Consider the following 18114-nt stretch of genomic DNA (forward strand, 5'->3'; position numbering starts at 1 on the left):
CATGGACATCGACCTTCGCATGCTGCTGGCGCGCCTCAATCCGTCCTGCAAGCGCGCCATGGACGGCGCGGCCGAACTGTGCGCGCGCCACGCGCATTTCAACGTCGAGGTAGAGCACCTGGTGGTCGCCTTGCTCGATACCGGCGCACCCGACCTGACCCTGCTGCTGGCCCACTTCGGCGTCGATGCGACGCTGGTACGCGCCCAGGCCCAGGCCCGCCTGGATGCATTCAAACGCGGCAACGGTGCCACGCCTGCGCTGTCGCAAAGTATCGTCGGCCTGCTGCGCGACGCCTGGCCGCGCGCCGGAAAAATCCGCTCCGGGGCGCTCCTGCTGGCGATCGTCGAGCACCCAACGCTGGCCCAATCCGCCCCGGCACTGCTGGCGATCACGCCCGACCGCCTCCAGGCCAGCATGCCGGGCCTCCTGGCCGACTTCGAAGAAGATGCCAGCATCGCCCATGCACTCGACCTGTACACCGTCGACCTGACCGTCGAGGCGCGCGCCGGCCGCATCGACCCGGTACGCGGACGCAATGCCGAAATCCGCCAGATCATCGACATCCTGCTGCGCCGTCGCCAGAACAACCCCATCCTCACCGGCGAAGCGGGCGTGGGCAAGACCGCCGTGGTGGAAGGCTTCGCCCTGCGCATCGCCGAAGGCAAGGTGCCGGCGGTGCTGGCCGACGTGCGCATCTGCGCACTCGACCTGGCCTTGCTGCAGGCCGGCGCCGGCATGCGCGGCGAATTCGAACAGCGCCTCAAGGCTGTCATCGCCGACGTGCGCGCCGCCGCCACACCGGTGATCCTGTTTATCGACGAAGCCCACCAGCTGATCGGCGCGGGCGGCAGCGAAGGGCAGGGCGATGCCGCCAACCTGCTCAAACCGGCCCTGGCGCGCGGCGAACTGCGCACCATCGCGGCCACCACCTGGCTGGAATACAAAAAGCACGTCGAGCGCGATCCGGCCCTGGCGCGCCGCTTCCAGGTGGTCAAGGTGGAAGAACCCACGCCGGAAGCGGCCATCGGCATGCTGCGCGCCATGGTCCCCACGCTGGAACGCCACCACCAGGTGGAAATCCTCGACGAGGCGGTACGCGACGCGGTGCGCCTGTCGCAGCGTCACATCGCCGGGCGCCAGCTGCCCGACAAAGCCGTCAGCGTGCTCGATACCGCCTGCGCGCGCGTGGCCATCGGCCTGGCAGGCATGCCGCCGCAGCTCGAAGCGATCGAACACGAGATCGTGCTGGCGACGGAAGCGCTGGAGCTGCTGCGCCAGCAGCGCGGGCGCGGCGAAGGCGATGGCGGGGGCATCGAGCGCCAGGCCGGCGCGCTGGCACGGCTCACCGCGCGTCACGCCGGCCTGCAGGCCAAGCTGGCCGACGAACGCAGCGCGGTCGACGAGATCCTGCTTCTGCGCCGCCGCATCGCGACGCACACGGGCGACGACGCAAGCGACATGGCCGCCCAGCTCCAGCGCCTGCAAAAAGGCCTGGAAGCGATCCGCGACGACGAGACGCTGGTGCCGCTCTGCGTCGATTCGGCCATGGTGGCCGGCGTCATCTCCGGCTGGACCGGTATCCCGGTCGGCAAAATGCTGGCCGACGAGGTCCACACGGTGCTGCACTTGCACGAGCGCCTGTGCGAGCGCGTGGTGGGCCAGGACCAGGCGCTCGACGCCATCGCCCGCCGCGTGCGCACCTTCCGCGCGGGACTGGACGACCCGGCCAAGCCGGTCGGCGTATTCATGCTGGTCGGTCCCAGCGGCGTGGGCAAGACCGAAACCGCCTGCGCCCTGGCCGACATGCTGTACGGCGGCGAGCGCAATATGATCGTCATTAATATGTCGGAATTCCAGGAAGCGCATTCGGTTTCAGGCCTCAAGGGCGCGCCACCCGGCTATGTCGGCTACGGCAAGGGAGGGGTACTGACCGAGGCGGTGCGGCGGCGGCCCTATTGCGTGCTGCTGCTCGACGAGATGGAAAAGGCCCACCCGGACGTGCTGGAGCTGTTCTTCCAGGTGTTCGACAAGGGCAGCATGGAAGACGGCGAGGGCGTCAGCATCGATTTCAAGCATACCCTGATCCTGCTGACGTCGAACGCGGCCCAGGAGGTGATCGCCGACGCCTGCCGCCACGCCCGCATGCCCACTCCCGACGCCCTGGTCGCGCTATTGCGGCCAGCGCTGCTAAGCCGGTTCAGCCCAGCCTTCCTCGGCCGGGTGGTGCTGGTGCCTTACTATCCGCTCGACGACGCGGCGCTCGGCGTCATCGCCGACATGAAACTGGCGCGCCTGGCCGAGCGCTTCGCCGCCAACCACCAAGCCCGCTTCAGTTGGGACGACGCGGTCACGGCGGCGATTACCGCGCGCTGCACGCAGGCCGACAGCGGCGCGCGCAATATCGATCTGATCCTCACCCAGAGCGTGCTGCCGCAGTTGTCCGGCCAGGTCCTGGAACGCATCGCCACCGCATCGGCTTTTTCAGCGGTCCACATGACGGTCTCGAACGGGCAGCAGTTCGCCTACCGATTTCGCGATTCCCAGCCACGGGGGCAGGCATGAGAGAGAATTTCATCCAGCCGCCCGGCCTGATGCGCCTCACGTCCATGCTGGGCGCCGACGATCTCCTGCTCGACAGCATGGAGGGCAGCGAAGGCCTGTCCGAGCTGTTCAAGTTCAGCCTCCATATGCGTTCGGCCAGCACCAGCCTGGACGCGGCAAGCGTGGTCGGCACGGACATGACCGTTGCCGTCGCCCTTCCCGGCGCGGCCACGCGCCATGTCAGCGGCATGGTGGCGCGCTTCATCCAGAGCGGCCAGGATCGCGATTTCGCCATCTACGAGGCCGAACTGGTGCCGGCCCTGTGGCTGTTGACGCTCTCGCGCGACCGCAAGATCTATCCGAACATGAGCGTGGACGAAGTGATCAAGCAGGTCCTGGGGAGTTTTGCCATCGTGTTCGACGCCAAGTTGAGCGGCACCTACGCCAAGCGCGACTACTGCGTGCAGTACGACGAAACCGCGTTCGACTTCATCTCGCGCCTGATGGAGCAGGCCGGAATCTTCTACTTCTTCACCTTCGCCAGCGCCGGCCACACGATGGTCCTGGCCGACGCGCCGGACCATTTTGCCGACTGCCCCGGCGCGGCCAAGGTGCGCTTCTGGCCCGCCACCGGCATGCTCAATCCGGTCGACACCGTGGCGCGCTTCGCCTACGAATACCGGATCGCGATCAAGAAGGCCACCGTCAACGATTACGATTTCGTCACGCCCGACACCGCGCTTGAAGGCAGCTTTGCGGCATCCGCCGGCAGCGGCGCCACTTACGAATACGCCACCGGCCACGCCAGCGTCGACGCCGCGCGCGCCATCGCCCAGCTGCGGGTGGAGGCCAGCCAGGCCAACGCCGCGGTCCTGCGCGGCGACAGCTACTGCTACCCCTTCACGGCGGGCACGCGCTTTACCTTGTCGGAGCATTTTGTCGCAGCCCTGAACGGCGCCTTCGTGCTGCGCCGCGTGCACCATACCGTGCGCGGCGACTTGTACACCAATTCCTTCGAGGCGTTTCCGGCCGGCGTGCCGTTTCGCCCGCCGGTGCAGATGGCGCGCCCGCGCGCGGTCGGCTGCGAAACGGCGCTGGTGGTGGGCCCGGCTGGCGAAGAAATCTGGACTGACCAGCATGGCCGCGTCAAGGTGCGCTTTCCCTGGGACCGCGACGCCAGCGACGACACGCGCGCGCCGTGGATTCGCGTGGCGCAGTCGGTGGCGGGCAAGGGCGTCGGCGCACTCTTCCTGCCGCGCGTGGGCCACGAGGTCGTGATCACCTATCTGAACGGAGATCCCGACCGGCCGCTGGTGACGGGCAGCGTCTACAACGGCAACAACGTCACCCCGGCCACGCTGCCGGCCAACCAGACCCAGTCGATCCTGCGCACGCTCTCGTCCAAGCAGGGCAGCGCCGGCAACGAGCTGCGCTTCGAGGACAAGAAGGATGCCGAACACCTGTACCTGCACGCGCAAAAGGACATGATGGTCGAGATCGAGAATGCGCTCACCACCACGCTTAAAAAAGGCGCCGAGCTGCACACCCTCGAAGAGGGCGACCGCACCGTCGAACTCAAAAAGGGCAAGGAGCTGCACAAGGTGGCCGGCACGCGCGACCTGGCGGTGACCGGCGCCGAGACGCATGCCAACGAGGCCGCGTTCACCCACACCGTCAAGGGCGACTATGCGCTGACCATCGACGGCAGCCTGACCATCACGGTCAAGGGCGCCATCAAGATGGTGTCGGACGATGCGGTGGCGCTGGAATCCGGCAGCACCTTCTCGGCCAAGGCGGGCAGCGCATTGACCAACAAGGCGGGCACCGAACTGCTGTATGAAGCCGGGACCGACCTGACCGGCAAGGCCGGCAAGGCGCTGCTGCACCAGGCCGGCCTGCAGATCGACAGCAAGGCGCCGATCATCAACAGCAAGGCCGACGCCACCCAGACCGTGGAAGCGGGCGCCATGCTCACGCTCAAGGGCGCGATGGCCAAGGTGAACTAGATGACCGCGCCCCTCACGACAATCGAAGAACACGGCCCCGATGGCGCGCTGCTGCTGCGCACCGCCATGGCCGGCGGCGTGCTGCATGGCCCCTTGCAGCAGTTCGGTCCTGGCGGCCTGCCGTCCATGGCCGCCCATTTCGAGGCCGGCAAGCTGCATGGCCCGATGGCGCTGTACGGCGCCGACGGCGTGCTGGTGCAGCGCAGCGCCTACCGCCACGGCCTGGCGCACGGCCTGGTCGAGACCTTCGTGCATGGGCGCCGCATCTCGGCCCAGACCATGGCCGACGGTGTCGCCAGCGGACCGTCGCTGGCCTACGATGAAGCGGGCCAGCTGACCGCGCAGATGGAACTGCTGGCGGGCCAGCCGGACGGACCTGCGGCGTTCTTCCACCAGGGTCGCCAGGTGCGCAGCGCCGTGTACCGCGCCGGCCTGCTCGACGGCGAGTCGGTCGACTTCGACGCCGACGGCCAGGTGGTGCAGCGCTGTACCTACCGCGCCAACCTGCTGCACGGCGCGGTGCGGCGTTACTGGCCCGACGGCGCGCTGATGGAAGAGACCATGTACCGGGACGGCGTGCCGCTCGGGCCACCGGCGCGCTTCGACGCACAGGGGGCGCGCATCGACAACGTAGCGGCGGCGCCGGCCCTGTTCGACCGGATCAAACAACTGTTAAGGGGCGACTGATGGGACAACTCGTATGCAACGGCGCGATGCTCAAATGCTCGTTCGGGCTCGCACCCGGCACCCTGCTGGTGCTGCCGGCCAGCCAGGTGATGACGGCCGTCCCGGACGCCAACATCATGGACAACAAGCCGATCGTCAACATCGCGCCGTTCGGCATGTGCACCTCGCTGGCCAATCCGCTGGTGGCGGCGGCCACCGCGGCGGCGCTCGGCGTGCTGGTGCCGATGCCCTGCATTCCGATGACGGCGGCGCCGTGGGCACCGGGTTCGCCCACGGTCTTGCTGGGCAATATGCCAGCCCTGAACAACGCCTCGAAGCTGATATGCACAGCCGGCGGCGTGATCGAAATCTGCATGCCCGGTCAAACCACCGTGGCCGTTCCTTAACCCTGATTGGCGAGGTCTCTCATGGAATACCGTTTAAGCCTGACTCCGCGCCTGGTGGCGCTCGGATTGTTCGCCAGCGTGGCCTTGCTGGTGCTGTTGTTCGCGCTGGGTTTCCAGCTCGGGCAGGGCATGGCCCGTTCCGGCGTGCCGGCCGATGCGGCCGCCGCCAAGGTGCGTGCCGCCGTGCAGGCGAAGGCGGCGCCATGAACGCCGCCTTTGCCGCGCTGCTGGCGCTGTTTCTATTTGCCGGCGGCGCGATGGCCGCTCCCGCACCGGCGTCGCCCCTGGTGCGGGGCGCCGATGGCCGCCTGATGGCGCCCGATGTGGCCCGTATCGTCGGGCGCGGCGAACTGCTGGTGGCCATGCCGCGCACCGACAGCGCTCCCTTCTTTTCGGAGAAGGATGGCGTGTTAAGCGGGATCGACGTCGACCTGGCGCGCACCATCGGGCGCGAACTCGGGGTGAAGGTGCGCTTCGAGCGCAGCGGCGCCACCATCGACGCCGTGGTCGAAATGGTCGGCAACGGCCAGGCCGACCTGGCCATCGGCCGCCTCGGACGCACCCTCAAGCGCAGCCAGATCGTGCATTTCTCGACGCCCTACATGTCGCTGCGCCACGCCATGCTGATCAACCGGGTGCGCTTTGCGCAGATTGCCGGCGAGCGTACGCTGGACCAGGTCATGCGCAACTTCAAGGGGCAGATCGGCGTGATCGGCAACACCTCGTGGGAAGAATTCGGCCGCCTGTCCTTTCCGCAGGCGACGCTGAAGGCCTACCCGGGCTGGGAAGCGCTGGTCGAGGCGGTCAAGCGCGGCGAGGTGGTGGCCGCCTACCGCGACGAACTGGAAGTGCGCGCCGTACTCGAACGCGACGCGCGCCTGGCCCTGACCCTGCGCACCGTCAGTTTCAGCGATGCCGAATCGGCCCTGAGCGTGATGGTCGGGGTGCGCGACGCCACCTTGCTCTCCTTCGTCAACGAGGTGATCGCGGCGCGGCGCGAGCGCGGCGTTGCGCGGCCAACCCATCCAACCCATCCGACCCTCTCCCGGAACAAGTGAACGCCATGACCGACCTTCCTCAACGCAGCGCGCTGCAACGCTTCCAGTCGCTGGCCATTAATCCTCTCACGGTGCTGGCCTGCGTGCTGCTGGGGGCCACCTTGGGCTGGGCGGCGCCCGACGCGGCGCGTCCGCTGGCGCTGGTCGGCCTGGTGTACGTGGACTTGCTGACCATGGTGGTGCTGCCCTTCATGATGGCGGCGGTGGTATTGAGCCTGCAGCAGCTGTACCGCGAAGGCGGGGCCGGACGCATCGTGCAGCGCGTGGTGCTGGTGTTCCTGCTGCTGGCGCTGGCCGCCGCGGCGCTGGCGGCCATCGGCACGCTGCTGGTGCATCCCGGCGGCGGCATGTCGGACAGCACCCGCGCCGCGCTGGGGCAGATCGTGGGCGACGCGGGGGAGCGGGGCAACGTCGCCATCGCGCTGTTCAAGAGCGTGCCGCCGCCGGCGTCGGCCAGCGCGCAGGAAATCGTGCGCAGCCTGATTCCGTCGAATATCTTCGCCGCGCTGGCCAACGGCGAAACGCTCAAGGCCCTGGTGTTCGCACTGCTGTTCGGCTTTGCGGTGGGGCAGGTGCCGGGCCGCATTTCGGGCGGCCTGCAAAACGCACTGGAAACCGTGTACAAGGCCTGCCAGACCCTGACCGGCTGGATCAACCTGCCGCTGCCTTTTATCCTGATCTGCATGTCGGCCGGCCAGGTGGCGCGCAGCGGGGTCGCGCCGCTGGCCGCCATGGCCGGCTTCGTGATCGGCTTCCTGGCCGTCAGCGCGCTGGTGATCGCTGTGGCGATGATGCTGGTGCGCCAGCGTGCCGGGGTCGGTGTCGGTGCGGTCATGACGGCCATGCGCGAGCCGTTTGCGCTGGGCGTGGCGACCAATAACAGCGCCGCCTGCATGCCGGCCATGGTGGCGGCCCTGGTCGGGCGGCTCGGTTTTGCGCGCGCCAGGGTCGAGCTGCTGGTGCCGCTCAGCGTGGCGCTGCTGCGCGCCGGGCCGGTGGCGTACTTCGTCTGCGGCACCATGTTCATCGCCGCGCTGTACGGGCGCCCGCTGTCGGGGGCCGACCTGGCGCTGCTGGTGGGGATGGCCGCCGTTACCGGGTTTGCATCGTCGGGCATGGCCGGGGTGGTGACGGTGTCGCTGATGGGCGTCGTGTGCGCGCACCTGGCGTTGCCTTTCGAAGCCGCGTTCGTGCTGTTCGTGGCGGTCGACCCGGTGTGCGCCATGGCGCGCACGGCGGTGACCGTGATCGTCAACTGCGCCGCCGTGTCGCTGATCTGCGCGCGCCCGGTCAAGCTGTGAGGGTGCCATGAAGCTGCTCAGGGAAGTCTTCCGCCATCCGGTCGTGCTGCTCGGCGCCGTGCTGCTGGGGGCGTGGGCCGGCATGCTGTGGCCGCAGTGCGGTGCGCTGTTCGGCGCCCTGTCGGGCATCTACCTGTCGCTGATCCAGGCGGTGGCGCTGCCGTTCCTGGTGCTGGCCGTGTATTTCGGGCTGCAGTGCATGGCTTCGGCGGGCTGGCAATGGCGCCGCATGGCGGCGCTGGCGGTGCTCGCGCTGGCCGTCATGCTGGCGTGCGCGCTGGGTGGCGCGCTGCTCGCCAGCGTCAGCGCCGCCGGCGCCGGCATGGACACGGCGCAGCAGGCCGCGCTGGGCCGCCTGGCATTGCGCGACGGCGCGCCGGAAGTGAGCCTGGGCGCCGCACCCGCCGTGGCGCTCGCGGCGCCGGAAGCATCCGCGCTGGTGCCGCACAACCTGTACGCGGTCATGGCCTTCGGCGCGGCGCCTTTCGTGCTGATCGGCGTGTTGCTGTTCGGCGCCGCCGTGGCGGTGCAGCAGCGCGAACAGGCCGACCATCTGAATGCCATCCTCGATGCGGTCAAGCGCGCCATGGAGCTGGCCATCGGCGTGCTCAATACCGGCCTGCCATTAATCGCTTTTGTACTGGCGGCCGCCGCCGGCAGCGCCGCCGGGGCCGAACCGGTGGCGCTGCTGGCCAGCTTTTTAGGCACCTGGTTCGGCGCCGTGCTGCTGGCCGGTGCGGCGGCGGTGGCGCTGCTGGCGTGGCGCGCCAAGGCCCATCCCTGGCAGGTGCTGACCGCGCTGCGCGAGCCGGTGACGGTGTGCCTGCTGGCGCCGGTGGGGGCGGCGGCGCTGCCGGAGTTTATCGAAGCGCTCAGCGTGCGCCTCGGTTTCAGCCGCGCCGTCGTGGAGCTGCTCGCTTCCGTCTGCCCGGTGTTCGTCCGGACCGGCGAGGCCCTGTTTTTCGCGGTGCTGGCGGTGTTCATCGCCAATGTGTATGGACGGGCGCCGGGCGCGCTGGAGATCCTGGCGATCGGCCTGTTGTCGTGCGCGGTGGCGCTGGGATCGACCGGCGTGCCCGGTGCGAAGGTGGTGCTGTGGGCCGGCGTGCTGCAGCAGTCGCTCGGCCTGCCGCTGGACGCCATGCTGCCCGTCCTGCTGATGGTCGACGCGCTGTGCGAGGGGGCGCGCAACCTGGTGTCCTACCTGGCCGCCGCCGTGCTGGTCGCCGCCGGCAGCGACCTGCTCGATCCGCAGAAGGCCAGGCCGGCGCAGGCGGCCACGGTCGCGCCGCTGGCGCCGCTGGTGCCGCTGGTTCTCGTCCTGCCCCGGCGCCAGGCCCTGCTCGGCATGCTGCTGGCGGCGGGCGCCTTGCTGTCCGTCTTTTGCGCCGGCCTGGGTGTCGGGCTGCGCAAGATTTTACTGACCACTTTTTAAGAGGATGCCATGAACAATCCGATTCTCGTCCTGCCGCGCGTTCTGCTGCCCCTGCTGGCCGCCGGCCTGCTGGGCGGCTGCGGCGCGGTGGCCGGCGCCCGTGCGCTGGTGGGCATGGACCCGCGCCCCGTCAAGCCCGACTGGACCACCCTGGCGATCGCCGCCGCCGACGACGCCAATACCAACAGCGCGCTGGCGGTGGATGTGGTGCTGGTCAAGGACAAGGCGGTGCTCGACAGCCTGGCCGCGATGTCGGCCGCCAAATATTTTGCCGCCCGCACCGAGTTGCAGCGCACCTTTCCCGAAGCGTTCACGGTGCTGGCCGTCGAGATCACGCCGGGCCAGGTGATCCAGCTCGACGAGCGGCGCTTCGCCAGGGAGCGCGTGTGGGCGGCGCTGGCGTACGCCAATTACGCCAATCCGGGCGAACACCGCGAGCGCCTGCTGCTCACCAGCCGGGGCTACGTGCTGCAACTGAACGCGCAAGGCTTCGTTGCCAGCGATATCAAGCCGGGCGCCGCCCGCTAACCGAGGAAGAACCGTCATGGCTGAAGCACTCTTATTCGACCGTATCCGCTGGCACGAGGGCATGCTCCTGACCCCGCAGCAATTCCAGCAGGAGAGCTGCCGCGTCGATGCGCTGGTGGGCTGGCAGGCGCTGGCCGGCCAGCCCTGCGCCTGGGGCGTGCGCCGGCTGCTGATCGACGAGGCGGCGCTGACCTGCGGCGTGCTGCGCGTCAGCCTGGTCGAGGCGATTCTGCCGAACGGCATGGCGGTCTGGTACGACGCCGGCCAGGCCCAGGGCGCCACCCTGGAACTGGACCTGGCGCCGCACGGCGCCGCGATGGAACAGCACGACCTGCCGGTGTACCTGGCGACAGGCTGCGCGCGCTCGCTGCGCCTGGCGGGCCAGCCGGCCATGTTTCGCGGCATCCAGGGCAGCCTGGTCGAGGATGAAGTGTCCGAGGCGCTGCCCGACGAGGTGCCGCGCATGGCGCCCAACCTGGTGCTGATGGCCGGTCCGGCGCCGGGCGCCGCGTACACCCATCTGCATTTGATGAGCCTGCGCAAGGAAAACGAGATCGTGCGCCGCACCGCCTTCTGGCCGGCGCAGCTGGCGGTGCCGGCGACGGCGCCGATCCGCCAGCGCGCCCAGGGGCTGGCCGCCCTGATGCGCAACAAGGCCGTGTTCCTCGGGCGCCAGACGGCGTCCGGCTCGTCGCGGGTGGAAGACCGCCTGGCCATGCTGGAGCAAAAGGCGCGCCTGTCGAGCCTGACCCTGAACCTGCCCGTGCTCGACGCCGTGCTGCAGCTGGAGGTGGTGCAGCCGCAGGCGCTGTACCTGGCGCTGTGCGCGCAGCTCGGCCCCCTGGCCGCGCTGCGTCCCGGCGCGGTGCCGATGGCGCCGCCGCCGTATGCGCATGCGAACAGCCAGGGCGCCTTCGACGCCGTGCTGCGCGACCTCGAAGCGCTGGTCGGGGAGGTGAGCCAGGAGTGGAAAAGCATCACCTTCAATTTCGACGGCCAGGTGTTTGCCCTGCCGATGCGCGCCGAGTGGCTGGGCGCGCGCCTGGTGGTGGGCCTGCGCGGCAACGGCGACGGCGATCCGGCGCCGTGGATGGCGGGGGCGGCGATCGGCTCGCGCACGGTGTCGGTCTGGCTCAACGATTGCCGCACCCTGGGCGCCGAGCGCAGCAAGATCGACGCCGCGCCCGAACTGGGCTTGCGCGGCAGCCCGGGCTGCACCCTGTATGCCATCGAGGTCTCGCCGCAATCGATCGTGGCCGACCAGGACCTATTAATCAGCAACATCCACGAACACGTGCAAGCCCTGCGTCCGCAGGAAATCGTCCTGTTTATCAAAGGCTGATCCATGAACCTCTCCAAGACACTCCCACGTCCCGCCGCCGGCGTCGTCCCGGGCGCCGGCGGCGACGGCAACGACCTGGCCTCGGTCCAGTTCCGGCGCTTCGTGGCGCGCCTGCGCCAGGAGGTGGCGCAGGGGGCCAGCCTGCCCGCGACCGAGGGCCAGGCCGGTGCCGAGAAGATCAGCCGCGCGCTGTGCCAGCTGATCGAGGAACAGACCCTGGAAGCGGCGCGCCAGGGCGGCAAGGCCGGCGTCGACACCGACATGCAGGCGCGCTTCCTGAAGGCGGCGCTGGCCGACGAAGTGCTGCTGCATACCGATTGGGCCGGACGCACCTGGTGGCGCCACGTGCTGGTCGAAGCGACCCTGTTCCGTTCGGGCCAGGCCGGCCAGCAGGTCTTCGCCGACCTGGACCAGCTGCTGCGCGAGCGCGAACCGGCCAGGCGCGGCGTGGCGCGGCTGTACCTGCACCTGCTCTCGCTCGGATTCCAGGGCCGCCACCGGGGCCAGGACGAGCAGGCCAGGATCGCCGCCTACCGCGGCGAACTGTTTCGCTTCGTGTACCAGCGCGAACCGGGCCTGCGCGCGCGCGACGCCGTGCTCACCGACCAGCCCTACGCCAGCACGCTGTCGTACAGCGCGGCGCGGCGCGTCTCGACCCTGGTGCGGGGCGGCGGCAGCATGCTGGCGGCACTGCTGCTGGTGCTGGCGATGTCCGAAATCCTGTGGCTGTGGCAGTCGTGGCCGGTGCGCGCGGCCCTGGCCGAATTGACCGTCCAACCCGGCACGCCGGATTCGGCCTGCAAGACGCAAGGAGCCACCCCATGCTGAACTTCTTATCCGACAATATCGCCATCGCCACGCTCCTGCTGGTGACGGTGCTGGTCCTGGTCCTGCTGGCCATGGTGATGAGCGCGGCCCTGCGCGGCGCGGCGCCGCCCGGGGCGGCCGGCAGCGCCGGCGCGCTGCGCCTGCTCGGCTCGGAATCGCTGCGCCAGTCGTTCCATGGCGCGGTCGAACTGATCGAAGCGAACCTCGCGCCCAGCGCCAAGCGCTACGACCTGTCGTGGACCCTGCTGCTCAACGAAGGCGGCGCCGACGTGCCGCTGCTCCAGTCCGGCCTGCACAGCGCGCTCAGCGCCGACAGCAGCCAGAGCGCGGCGGCGCTGGGGATGAACTGGAACTTCTTCGACGAGGGCGTGGTGGTGCAGCTGCAGGCCGCCAGCCTCGGGTCGCCCGACCCCGACAGCGCCGCCCAGGACGGCATCTGGAACGACTTCCTCGGCCTGTGCGCGCGCTACCGTCCGCAGCGCCCGTTCGACGGCATCGTGCTGGCGATTCCCTGCGCGCTGTTGCTCAACGGTGAGGCGCAGGGCCAGCTGGAGCTGGTGGCGCGCGCCAAGTCGATCAGCCGGCGCCTGTGGCTGGCGCAGAACCGGCTGGCCCTGCGCTTTCCGGTGCACGTGATGCTGACCGGCTGCGAGCTGCTTCCCGGCTTTGCCAGCTTCGGCGCCGCCTTGCCGGAAGCGCTGCGCCGCTCGATCCTGGGCTGGGCCTCGCCCTACGAACTGGTGGCGCCGTTCCAGGTGCAATGGATCGACACCGCGATGGACCAGGTGGTCGGCGCGGTGGCCGACGGTTGCGCTGAACTGTGCGCGCTGGAGCCGGCCGGCGCCGACAGCAGCGCCTACTTCCTGCTGCCCAGGGAAGTCGAGCGCCTGCGCGCCGGCCTGACCGTCTTCTGCGAAGAACTGATGCGCCCGAGCGCCTACCACGAGCCCTTCCTGCTGCGCGGGATCTACCTGACCGGCGACGCCAGCGCCACCTCGGCCCTGCTGGCCGACGGCGACGGTCCGCCCGACCCCGGGGAGGAAGCTGCGGCCGGCGAAGGCCAGCGCGAAGGCATGCCGGTGTTCTTGCGCGATGTTTTCGAGCGCAAGATCTTCCCCGAGGCGGGACTGGTGCAGTCGGCGTCCAAGCGCGTCAGGCACACCGCGCGCCAGCGGCTGGCCTACTGGCCGCTGCTGCTCGCGCCGGGCCTGTGGGCCGTGGGCGTGGTGGTCGCCACCTTCCAGTTGCACTACCTGGGCGAGCAGGTGCTGGGCGACCTGAAGGCGCTCAACGGCGAGCTGCGCGCCGGCGGCGCCGATGCGCGCCAGCGCAGCCAGCGCGCGGTCGCGGCCCTGCTCAATATCGAGCAGCTCGGCGCCGAACGCTTTCGCTCGGTCTTCATGCCCGGATCGTGGCAGGTCTTCTCCAACCTGCACGAGCAGATGCAGGAACGCCTGGAACAGGGCTTCGCCGAGCACGCGTTCGCGCCGCTGCGCCAGGCCGCCTACGCGCAACTGGGCCAGCTGACCGGCGTGCCGCTCGACCCGGCCACGGGCAGCCTGATCGCCGGCGCCCAATGCACCTTGCCGGCGCGCTGGAACGAGGCGGGGCAGGCCGCCAACGCGCTCGACCTGGAAGACATGCCGCGCTACCTGGCGATGCTGCGCTATCTGGCGCGCCTCGACGAACTGGAAGACGCGGTCGGCGCCATGCAGCGCCTGGCCGGTCCGGAAGTGGCGCCGGCGGCCGGGGAGGACCTGGCGCTGGCGGTGCGCGTGCTGCTGGGGGCGGAGCTGAACGGCAAGCCGGCCCGCACGGCGGCCCTGTTCCGCCAGGTGGCGCAGGGCATGCCGCCGCTGGCGGTCGAGCCGATGCAGCAGGCCGCGCGCTGCGCGCTGCGCCAGGGCGCCCAGTCGATGTACCAGGGCTTGTACGACGAAAATGCCCTGCTGCGCGCGGAACGGGCGGTCGGCGCCAGCAGCGCGGCCCTGTTCGACCCCGCCGGGCATGGCGCCGGACTGGCCGCGCAACTGCGCCCGTGGCAGGCGCTGCGCGCGGCGCTCGACGAACAGCACAAGCACCTGGCGCCCGGCAAGGGCGCCTGGATGCACCGCAGCGGCGCCGACCTGGGCGCGGTGCACCAGGCCATGCTGGGGCGGATCGGCGCCAATACCCTGCTGGGAACGCTCGCCGCCGACGACACCCGGCGCATGGCGGTGCAGGGCTTCGAGCGTTTTTCCAGGGACTGGGGCGACGCCGTGCCGGCCTTCGGCCAGGCCGGCGTGGTCTGGGACGAGGCCAGCGCCGGCTGGACCTTTACGCCCGAGCGCAAGGCGCTGCGCGACGCCGTGGCCGACCTGCTGGCGCAGCCCTATATGCTGGCCGACGCGCCGGCGCGCCTGGCCGAGGTGGCGCCCGGGTCCAGCGTCAGCTGGGACAAGACCCAGCTCGAACGCGCGATCTCCCTGGCCGATGCGCGCAAGGCCTTCCAGGGCGGCGCGCACGCGCGCCTGCCGGCGGGCTTGCAGCAGGCCGCCAGCGCGCTGGTCGACCAGGCCCTGGTCGCGCGCGTGCACGCCGCGCTGGCGCAGGCACTGACCGTGTCGGCGGCCACCTTGCCCAGCGCCGCCGCCGACGCCGAACGCGCCAGCGTGCTGCGACTGCGCACCTGGCTGGACGAACTGGGGGCGCGCCAGCTCGGCGCCGAACTCGATGCGGTGCTCACGCGCGACGCCCTGAGCCGCCTGCAGCGGCTCGACGAGGTGTTCAACGCGGCCGACGTGTTCGTGCCGCGCGAGCGCAATTTCCAGGGCTGGAAGGGCGAAAAGGGCGCGCTGCTCGACGCCTTTGCCGCGGGCGATGGCGCCGCCCTGGGCGGCTACCTGGCGCAGCAGCTCGAATTCATCGACGTCGCGGCGCGCCAGTCCGAAGGCGTGCTGGCGCAGCTCAATGGCGTGGCCAGCCAGCATCCGGTCGTGGCGCGCTGGCAGGCGATCCAGGCCGACCTGCGGCGCTACCGCCTGAAAAGCCCGGCCAGTTCGCTGATCGCGGTCGAGCAGTTCATCCAGGGCAGCGCCGAGATCGAGATCGCCAACTGCGCCGACAAGCTGGGCGAACGCCTGGCGCAGCGGCGCGGCGCCGACCTGTTCGCCGAGCGCCTGCACAAGCTCCAGAGCGGCCTGATGGCGCGCTGCCGCGACCTGACGGCGTATCAGTACCGCACCGAGTGGGAGCGCTTTGCCGAAGCGTATAACCGCGACCTGGGCCAGCGCACGCCGTTCGCGCCCGCCGCCGGCGCCGAGGGCGCCACACCGGCGGCCGACCACGACGATGTCGGCGCCGCCATGAAGCTGTACGACCGCGCGCGCGCCGCCAGCGTGCTGGCCGAACGCGATCCGGCGCGGCCGGCCGCCAGTCCCGCCGTGCGCCGCGCCGACCAGCAACTGCGCCTGGTGCGCGAGGTGCTGGCGCCGCTGTATCCGGCCGAAGCGGGGCAGGCCGGCGGACTGGACGTGACGGCGCAGTTCCGCGCCAATCCGGGCGCCGAGGCCGAGGCCAACAAGATCATCGACTGGAGCCTGGCGATCGGCGCCGGCAGCGTGCGACTGGGCGAGCCGGCGCGCGCGCTGCGCTGGGAGCCGGGCATGCCGGTGCTGCTCACGCTGCGCATGGCGCGCGACGGCCCGGGCGTGCCGCGCGCCGAACCGGGGCACTCGAACATGCGGGTGGCCGAGCGCACCGTCAGCGTGCGTTTCGACGATCCGTGGGCGCTGTTCAGCTTCATCGGGGCCTACCGCGACAGCGAGGCGGCGGGCGACGGCCGCGCGCCGCTGCTGCGTTTCGAGTTTCCGGTGCAGGGGACGGGGGCACAGGCCGCCATGGTGTCGCGCGCGCGGGTATTTTTGCGCCTGTCGGTCAGCGCGCCCGGCAAACGCACGCCGCTGGCCTGGCCATCGGTGTTTCCGGCCCAGGCGCCGCCGTGGCAGGACGCGGTGATGGCGGCCGACGATCCGCTGCGGCCGCCGCCGCTCGGTCAACTGGCGCAATAATAAGGAGGGTGGATCATGGCGCAGATGGATACAAGCCATTGCGGCCGCGCGGAACCGGTGCGGGTCGCGGTGTTCGGCAGCTTTTACCGGGGTTTCCACGTGTTGAGCGAACTGCTCAAGGGACCGTTCGGCGCGCGCGTGCAGGTGGTGGGCGTGGCGACCGACGACGTCGGCGGCGGTTTCGTCAGCCGCGAGCGGCGCGTGTGGGCCTATCCGCACTGCGCCGGCGAGGAATCGATGGTCGAAGAACTGGCCGCCGCGCACGGCCTGCCGGCGTACAAGGGGCGCGTCAAGTGCGAGCACTTCTACCAGCTGTACGAGAACGACTGGCGCCCCGACCTGTGCATCGCGGCCACCTTCGGCCAGCGCATCGACGCCCGCCTGCACGGTTATCCGCGCCTGGGCTTCTACAATCTGCACCCGTGCGTGGACGATGGCTGGCCGTCGGGCTACGCCGGACCGAATCCCTTCCAGGCGCTGCTCGACGATGGGCTCGACCATGCCGTCATCGCGCTGCACCAGGTCGACGACGGCTTCGACACCGGGGCGCTGGTGGCGCTGTCGGAAAAGATCTATTTTCCGCCCACGGCCTCGGTGGTCGACCTGCATAAATCCACCTCGCCGCTGGCGGCCAAGTTCCTGGTCCAGCAACTCGGCACCCTGATCGGCGCGCCAGCGAGACCCCATGAAACTGCTTAGCAAGCTGCGCGCAGCCTTGACCAACCACCGAAACGAGCCATCCATGAATGCGATACCCGATTTTCTGGCCAGTGCTGCCGACCAGCAGGTGCTCGATGCGCTGCTGGCGCCCCTGGCGGACGAGGCGCCGTGCGGCCCTGTGGCGCGCCACGACCCCGTGTTCACCGACATCCGCCTGCTGCGCGAGGAGGACGACCCGAGCCTGCCGATGGGCCAGTGGGAGCGTCCGCTCAAGCGCGCCGACTGGAGCCGCATCGAAGCCCTGTGCACGACGACGCTGGGCACGCGCTCGAAGGATCTGCAGATCGCCGTGTGGCTGCTCGAAGCGTGGACGCGCCAGCACGGCTATGTGGGCCTGTTCCACGGCGTGCGCCTGCTCGACACGCTGGTGCGCAGCTACTGGCCGGCGCTGCATCCGCTGATCGAGGACGACGGCGACTGCGACGCGCGCCTGGCGCCGCTGGAGTGGCTCAACGCCTCGCTGAGCGCCACCCTGCGCGTGCACGCGGCGCTGCTGGTGCAGGACGGCGACACGCGCGCGCCGGTGACCTTGGCCGATTGGGAGCGCATGACGGCCCAGGACATGGCCGCGCCGGAAGACGCCGGGAAGGCCGGCAAGCAGAACGGCGACGCGGCGCCGCCCGCGCGCGCGGACGTGATCGCGGATGCGCGCCGCATGCCGGCCGCCGTGGCGGTGACCGACGCGGCGGTGTTCCACAGCCTCGATTACCTGCACGCGCTGGTCGCCTTTCTCGACGAGCGGCTGGGACCGCAGGCGCCCAGGCTGGCGACGTTGCGCGGCGTGCTGGAAGCGGCCCAGCGCGTGCTGCTGCAATTCCAACCCGAACAGGAGGATGGCCCGATGGAGTACGAGCAGGCAGTGGCGCAAGCAAGTGTCCCGGCGCCGCAGGCCGCTGCGCCTGCGTCCACGCCAGCGCCGGTCGCCGGGGCCAACTGGCGCAACCGGGCCGAGGCCTACGCCACGCTGGAGGCGCTGGCCGACTACCTGAGCGTGCTGGAGCCGCACAGCCCGACCCCGTTCCTGCTGCGGCGCGCGCTCAACTGGGGGCGCATGCCCTTGCCGGAGGTGATCGCCGAAATCCTGCGCGAAGAGGGCGATCTGAACCGGCTGGTGAACGTGCTCGGCATCAAACTTTAAAGCATTCGCAGAGGCAACAGACTGTCGTTTTTTCATGCGCGCGTTACAACGTTGTTACTTGTGTCAGAGGGCTGGCGGGGTCTACCATAAGCTT

14 protein-coding genes are annotated in these 18114 nt (G+C 70.2%); all 14 read left to right on the top strand.

Features of this window, described 5'->3' with window-relative positions; translation table 11 throughout:
- Position 1 precedes the first annotated feature (1 nt).
- The 14 genes from tssH to tssA are packed head-to-tail and all read left to right on the top strand — an operon-like array spanning position 2 to position 18020.
- Positions 2–2563 carry a type VI secretion system ATPase TssH gene (gene tssH, locus EJB06_RS05145; RefSeq protein ID WP_126072911.1) on the top strand — a complete coding sequence of 854 codons (2562 nt, stop codon included), beginning with the start codon at positions 2–4 and terminating at the stop codon, positions 2561–2563.
- Positions 2560–4548 carry a type VI secretion system Vgr family protein gene (locus EJB06_RS05150; RefSeq protein ID WP_126072912.1) on the top strand — a complete coding sequence of 663 codons (1989 nt, stop codon included), beginning with the start codon at positions 2560–2562 and terminating at the stop codon, positions 4546–4548. Before tssH ends, EJB06_RS05150 begins: the two co-directional genes overlap by 4 nt.
- Positions 4549–5235, top strand: a complete 687-nt coding sequence (locus EJB06_RS05155) for a toxin-antitoxin system YwqK family antitoxin (protein WP_126072913.1) — start codon at positions 4549–4551, stop codon at positions 5233–5235. It abuts the gene before it with no gap.
- Positions 5235–5621, top strand: a complete 387-nt coding sequence (locus tag EJB06_RS05160; RefSeq protein WP_126072914.1) for a DUF4280 domain-containing protein — start codon at positions 5235–5237, stop codon at positions 5619–5621. Before EJB06_RS05155 ends, EJB06_RS05160 begins: the two co-directional genes overlap by 1 nt.
- A 21-nt stretch (positions 5622–5642) precedes the next feature.
- Positions 5643–5828 (top strand): hypothetical protein, encoded by a 186-nt coding sequence (locus tag EJB06_RS05165; RefSeq protein ID WP_126072915.1) that lies wholly within the window; start codon positions 5643–5645, stop codon positions 5826–5828.
- Positions 5825–6679 carry a substrate-binding periplasmic protein gene (locus EJB06_RS05170; RefSeq protein WP_126072916.1) on the top strand — a complete coding sequence of 285 codons (855 nt, stop codon included), beginning with the start codon at positions 5825–5827 and terminating at the stop codon, positions 6677–6679. Before EJB06_RS05165 ends, EJB06_RS05170 begins: the two co-directional genes overlap by 4 nt.
- A gap of 5 nt (positions 6680–6684) precedes the next feature.
- Positions 6685–7980 (top strand): dicarboxylate/amino acid:cation symporter, encoded by a 1296-nt coding sequence (locus tag EJB06_RS05175; protein ID WP_229426936.1) that lies wholly within the window; start codon positions 6685–6687, stop codon positions 7978–7980.
- A gap of 7 nt (positions 7981–7987) precedes the next feature.
- Complete coding sequence (locus tag EJB06_RS05180; RefSeq protein WP_126072917.1) at positions 7988–9415, top strand: cation:dicarboxylate symporter family transporter; 1428 nt, start codon at positions 7988–7990, stop codon at positions 9413–9415.
- A 9-nt stretch (positions 9416–9424) separates the two neighbouring features.
- Complete coding sequence (locus tag EJB06_RS05185; protein WP_126072918.1) at positions 9425–9943, top strand: hypothetical protein; 519 nt, start codon at positions 9425–9427, stop codon at positions 9941–9943.
- Positions 9944–9959: 16 nt separating this feature from the next.
- Positions 9960–11285 carry a type VI secretion system baseplate subunit TssK gene (gene tssK / locus EJB06_RS05190; protein WP_126072919.1) on the top strand — a complete coding sequence of 442 codons (1326 nt, stop codon included), beginning with the start codon at positions 9960–9962 and terminating at the stop codon, positions 11283–11285.
- Positions 11286–11288: 3 nt separating this feature from the next.
- Positions 11289–12113, top strand: a complete 825-nt coding sequence (locus EJB06_RS05195; RefSeq protein WP_126072920.1) for a DotU family type IV/VI secretion system protein — start codon at positions 11289–11291, stop codon at positions 12111–12113.
- On the top strand, positions 12107–16162 hold the full coding sequence (locus EJB06_RS05200) for a type VI secretion system protein (protein WP_126072921.1): 4056 nt from the start codon (positions 12107–12109) through the stop codon (positions 16160–16162). The genes EJB06_RS05195 and EJB06_RS05200 overlap by 7 nt, the downstream gene beginning before the upstream one ends.
- Before the next feature lie 15 nt (positions 16163–16177).
- Entirely contained in the window at positions 16178–16861 is a 684-nt protein-coding gene (locus EJB06_RS05205; protein ID WP_229426937.1) for a formyltransferase family protein, read from the top strand.
- 43 nt (positions 16862–16904) lie between these two features.
- Positions 16905–18020, top strand: coding sequence for a type VI secretion system protein TssA (gene tssA / locus EJB06_RS05210; protein WP_126072922.1), 1116 nt, complete (start codon positions 16905–16907; stop codon positions 18018–18020).
- Positions 18021–18114: the final 94 nt, after the last annotated feature.

Origin of the sequence: Massilia atriviolacea (assembly GCF_003953935.1) — a bacterium.
Classification (GTDB): Bacteria; Pseudomonadota; Gammaproteobacteria; order Burkholderiales; family Burkholderiaceae_D; genus Telluria_A; species Telluria_A atriviolacea.

Coding starts and splice junctions, on each gene's coding strand:
- EJB06_RS05205 (WP_229426937.1), top strand. CDS start 16,178: ATGGCGCAGATGGATACAAGCCATTGCGGCCGCGCGGAACCGGTGCGG.
- EJB06_RS05155 (WP_126072913.1), top strand. CDS start 4,549: ATGACCGCGCCCCTCACGACAATCGAAGAACACGGCCCCGATGGCGCG.
- tssA (WP_126072922.1), top strand. CDS start 16,905: ATGAATGCGATACCCGATTTTCTGGCCAGTGCTGCCGACCAGCAGGTG.
- EJB06_RS05185 (WP_126072918.1), top strand. CDS start 9,425: ATGAACAATCCGATTCTCGTCCTGCCGCGCGTTCTGCTGCCCCTGCTG.
- tssH (WP_126072911.1), top strand. CDS start 2: ATGGACATCGACCTTCGCATGCTGCTGGCGCGCCTCAATCCGTCCTGC.
- EJB06_RS05165 (WP_126072915.1), top strand. CDS start 5,643: ATGGAATACCGTTTAAGCCTGACTCCGCGCCTGGTGGCGCTCGGATTG.
- EJB06_RS05175 (WP_229426936.1), top strand. CDS start 6,685: ATGACCGACCTTCCTCAACGCAGCGCGCTGCAACGCTTCCAGTCGCTG.
- EJB06_RS05160 (WP_126072914.1), top strand. CDS start 5,235: ATGGGACAACTCGTATGCAACGGCGCGATGCTCAAATGCTCGTTCGGG.
- EJB06_RS05200 (WP_126072921.1), top strand. CDS start 12,107: ATGCTGAACTTCTTATCCGACAATATCGCCATCGCCACGCTCCTGCTG.
- EJB06_RS05180 (WP_126072917.1), top strand. CDS start 7,988: ATGAAGCTGCTCAGGGAAGTCTTCCGCCATCCGGTCGTGCTGCTCGGC.
- EJB06_RS05195 (WP_126072920.1), top strand. CDS start 11,289: ATGAACCTCTCCAAGACACTCCCACGTCCCGCCGCCGGCGTCGTCCCG.
- EJB06_RS05170 (WP_126072916.1), top strand. CDS start 5,825: ATGAACGCCGCCTTTGCCGCGCTGCTGGCGCTGTTTCTATTTGCCGGC.
- tssK (WP_126072919.1), top strand. CDS start 9,960: ATGGCTGAAGCACTCTTATTCGACCGTATCCGCTGGCACGAGGGCATG.
- EJB06_RS05150 (WP_126072912.1), top strand. CDS start 2,560: ATGAGAGAGAATTTCATCCAGCCGCCCGGCCTGATGCGCCTCACGTCC.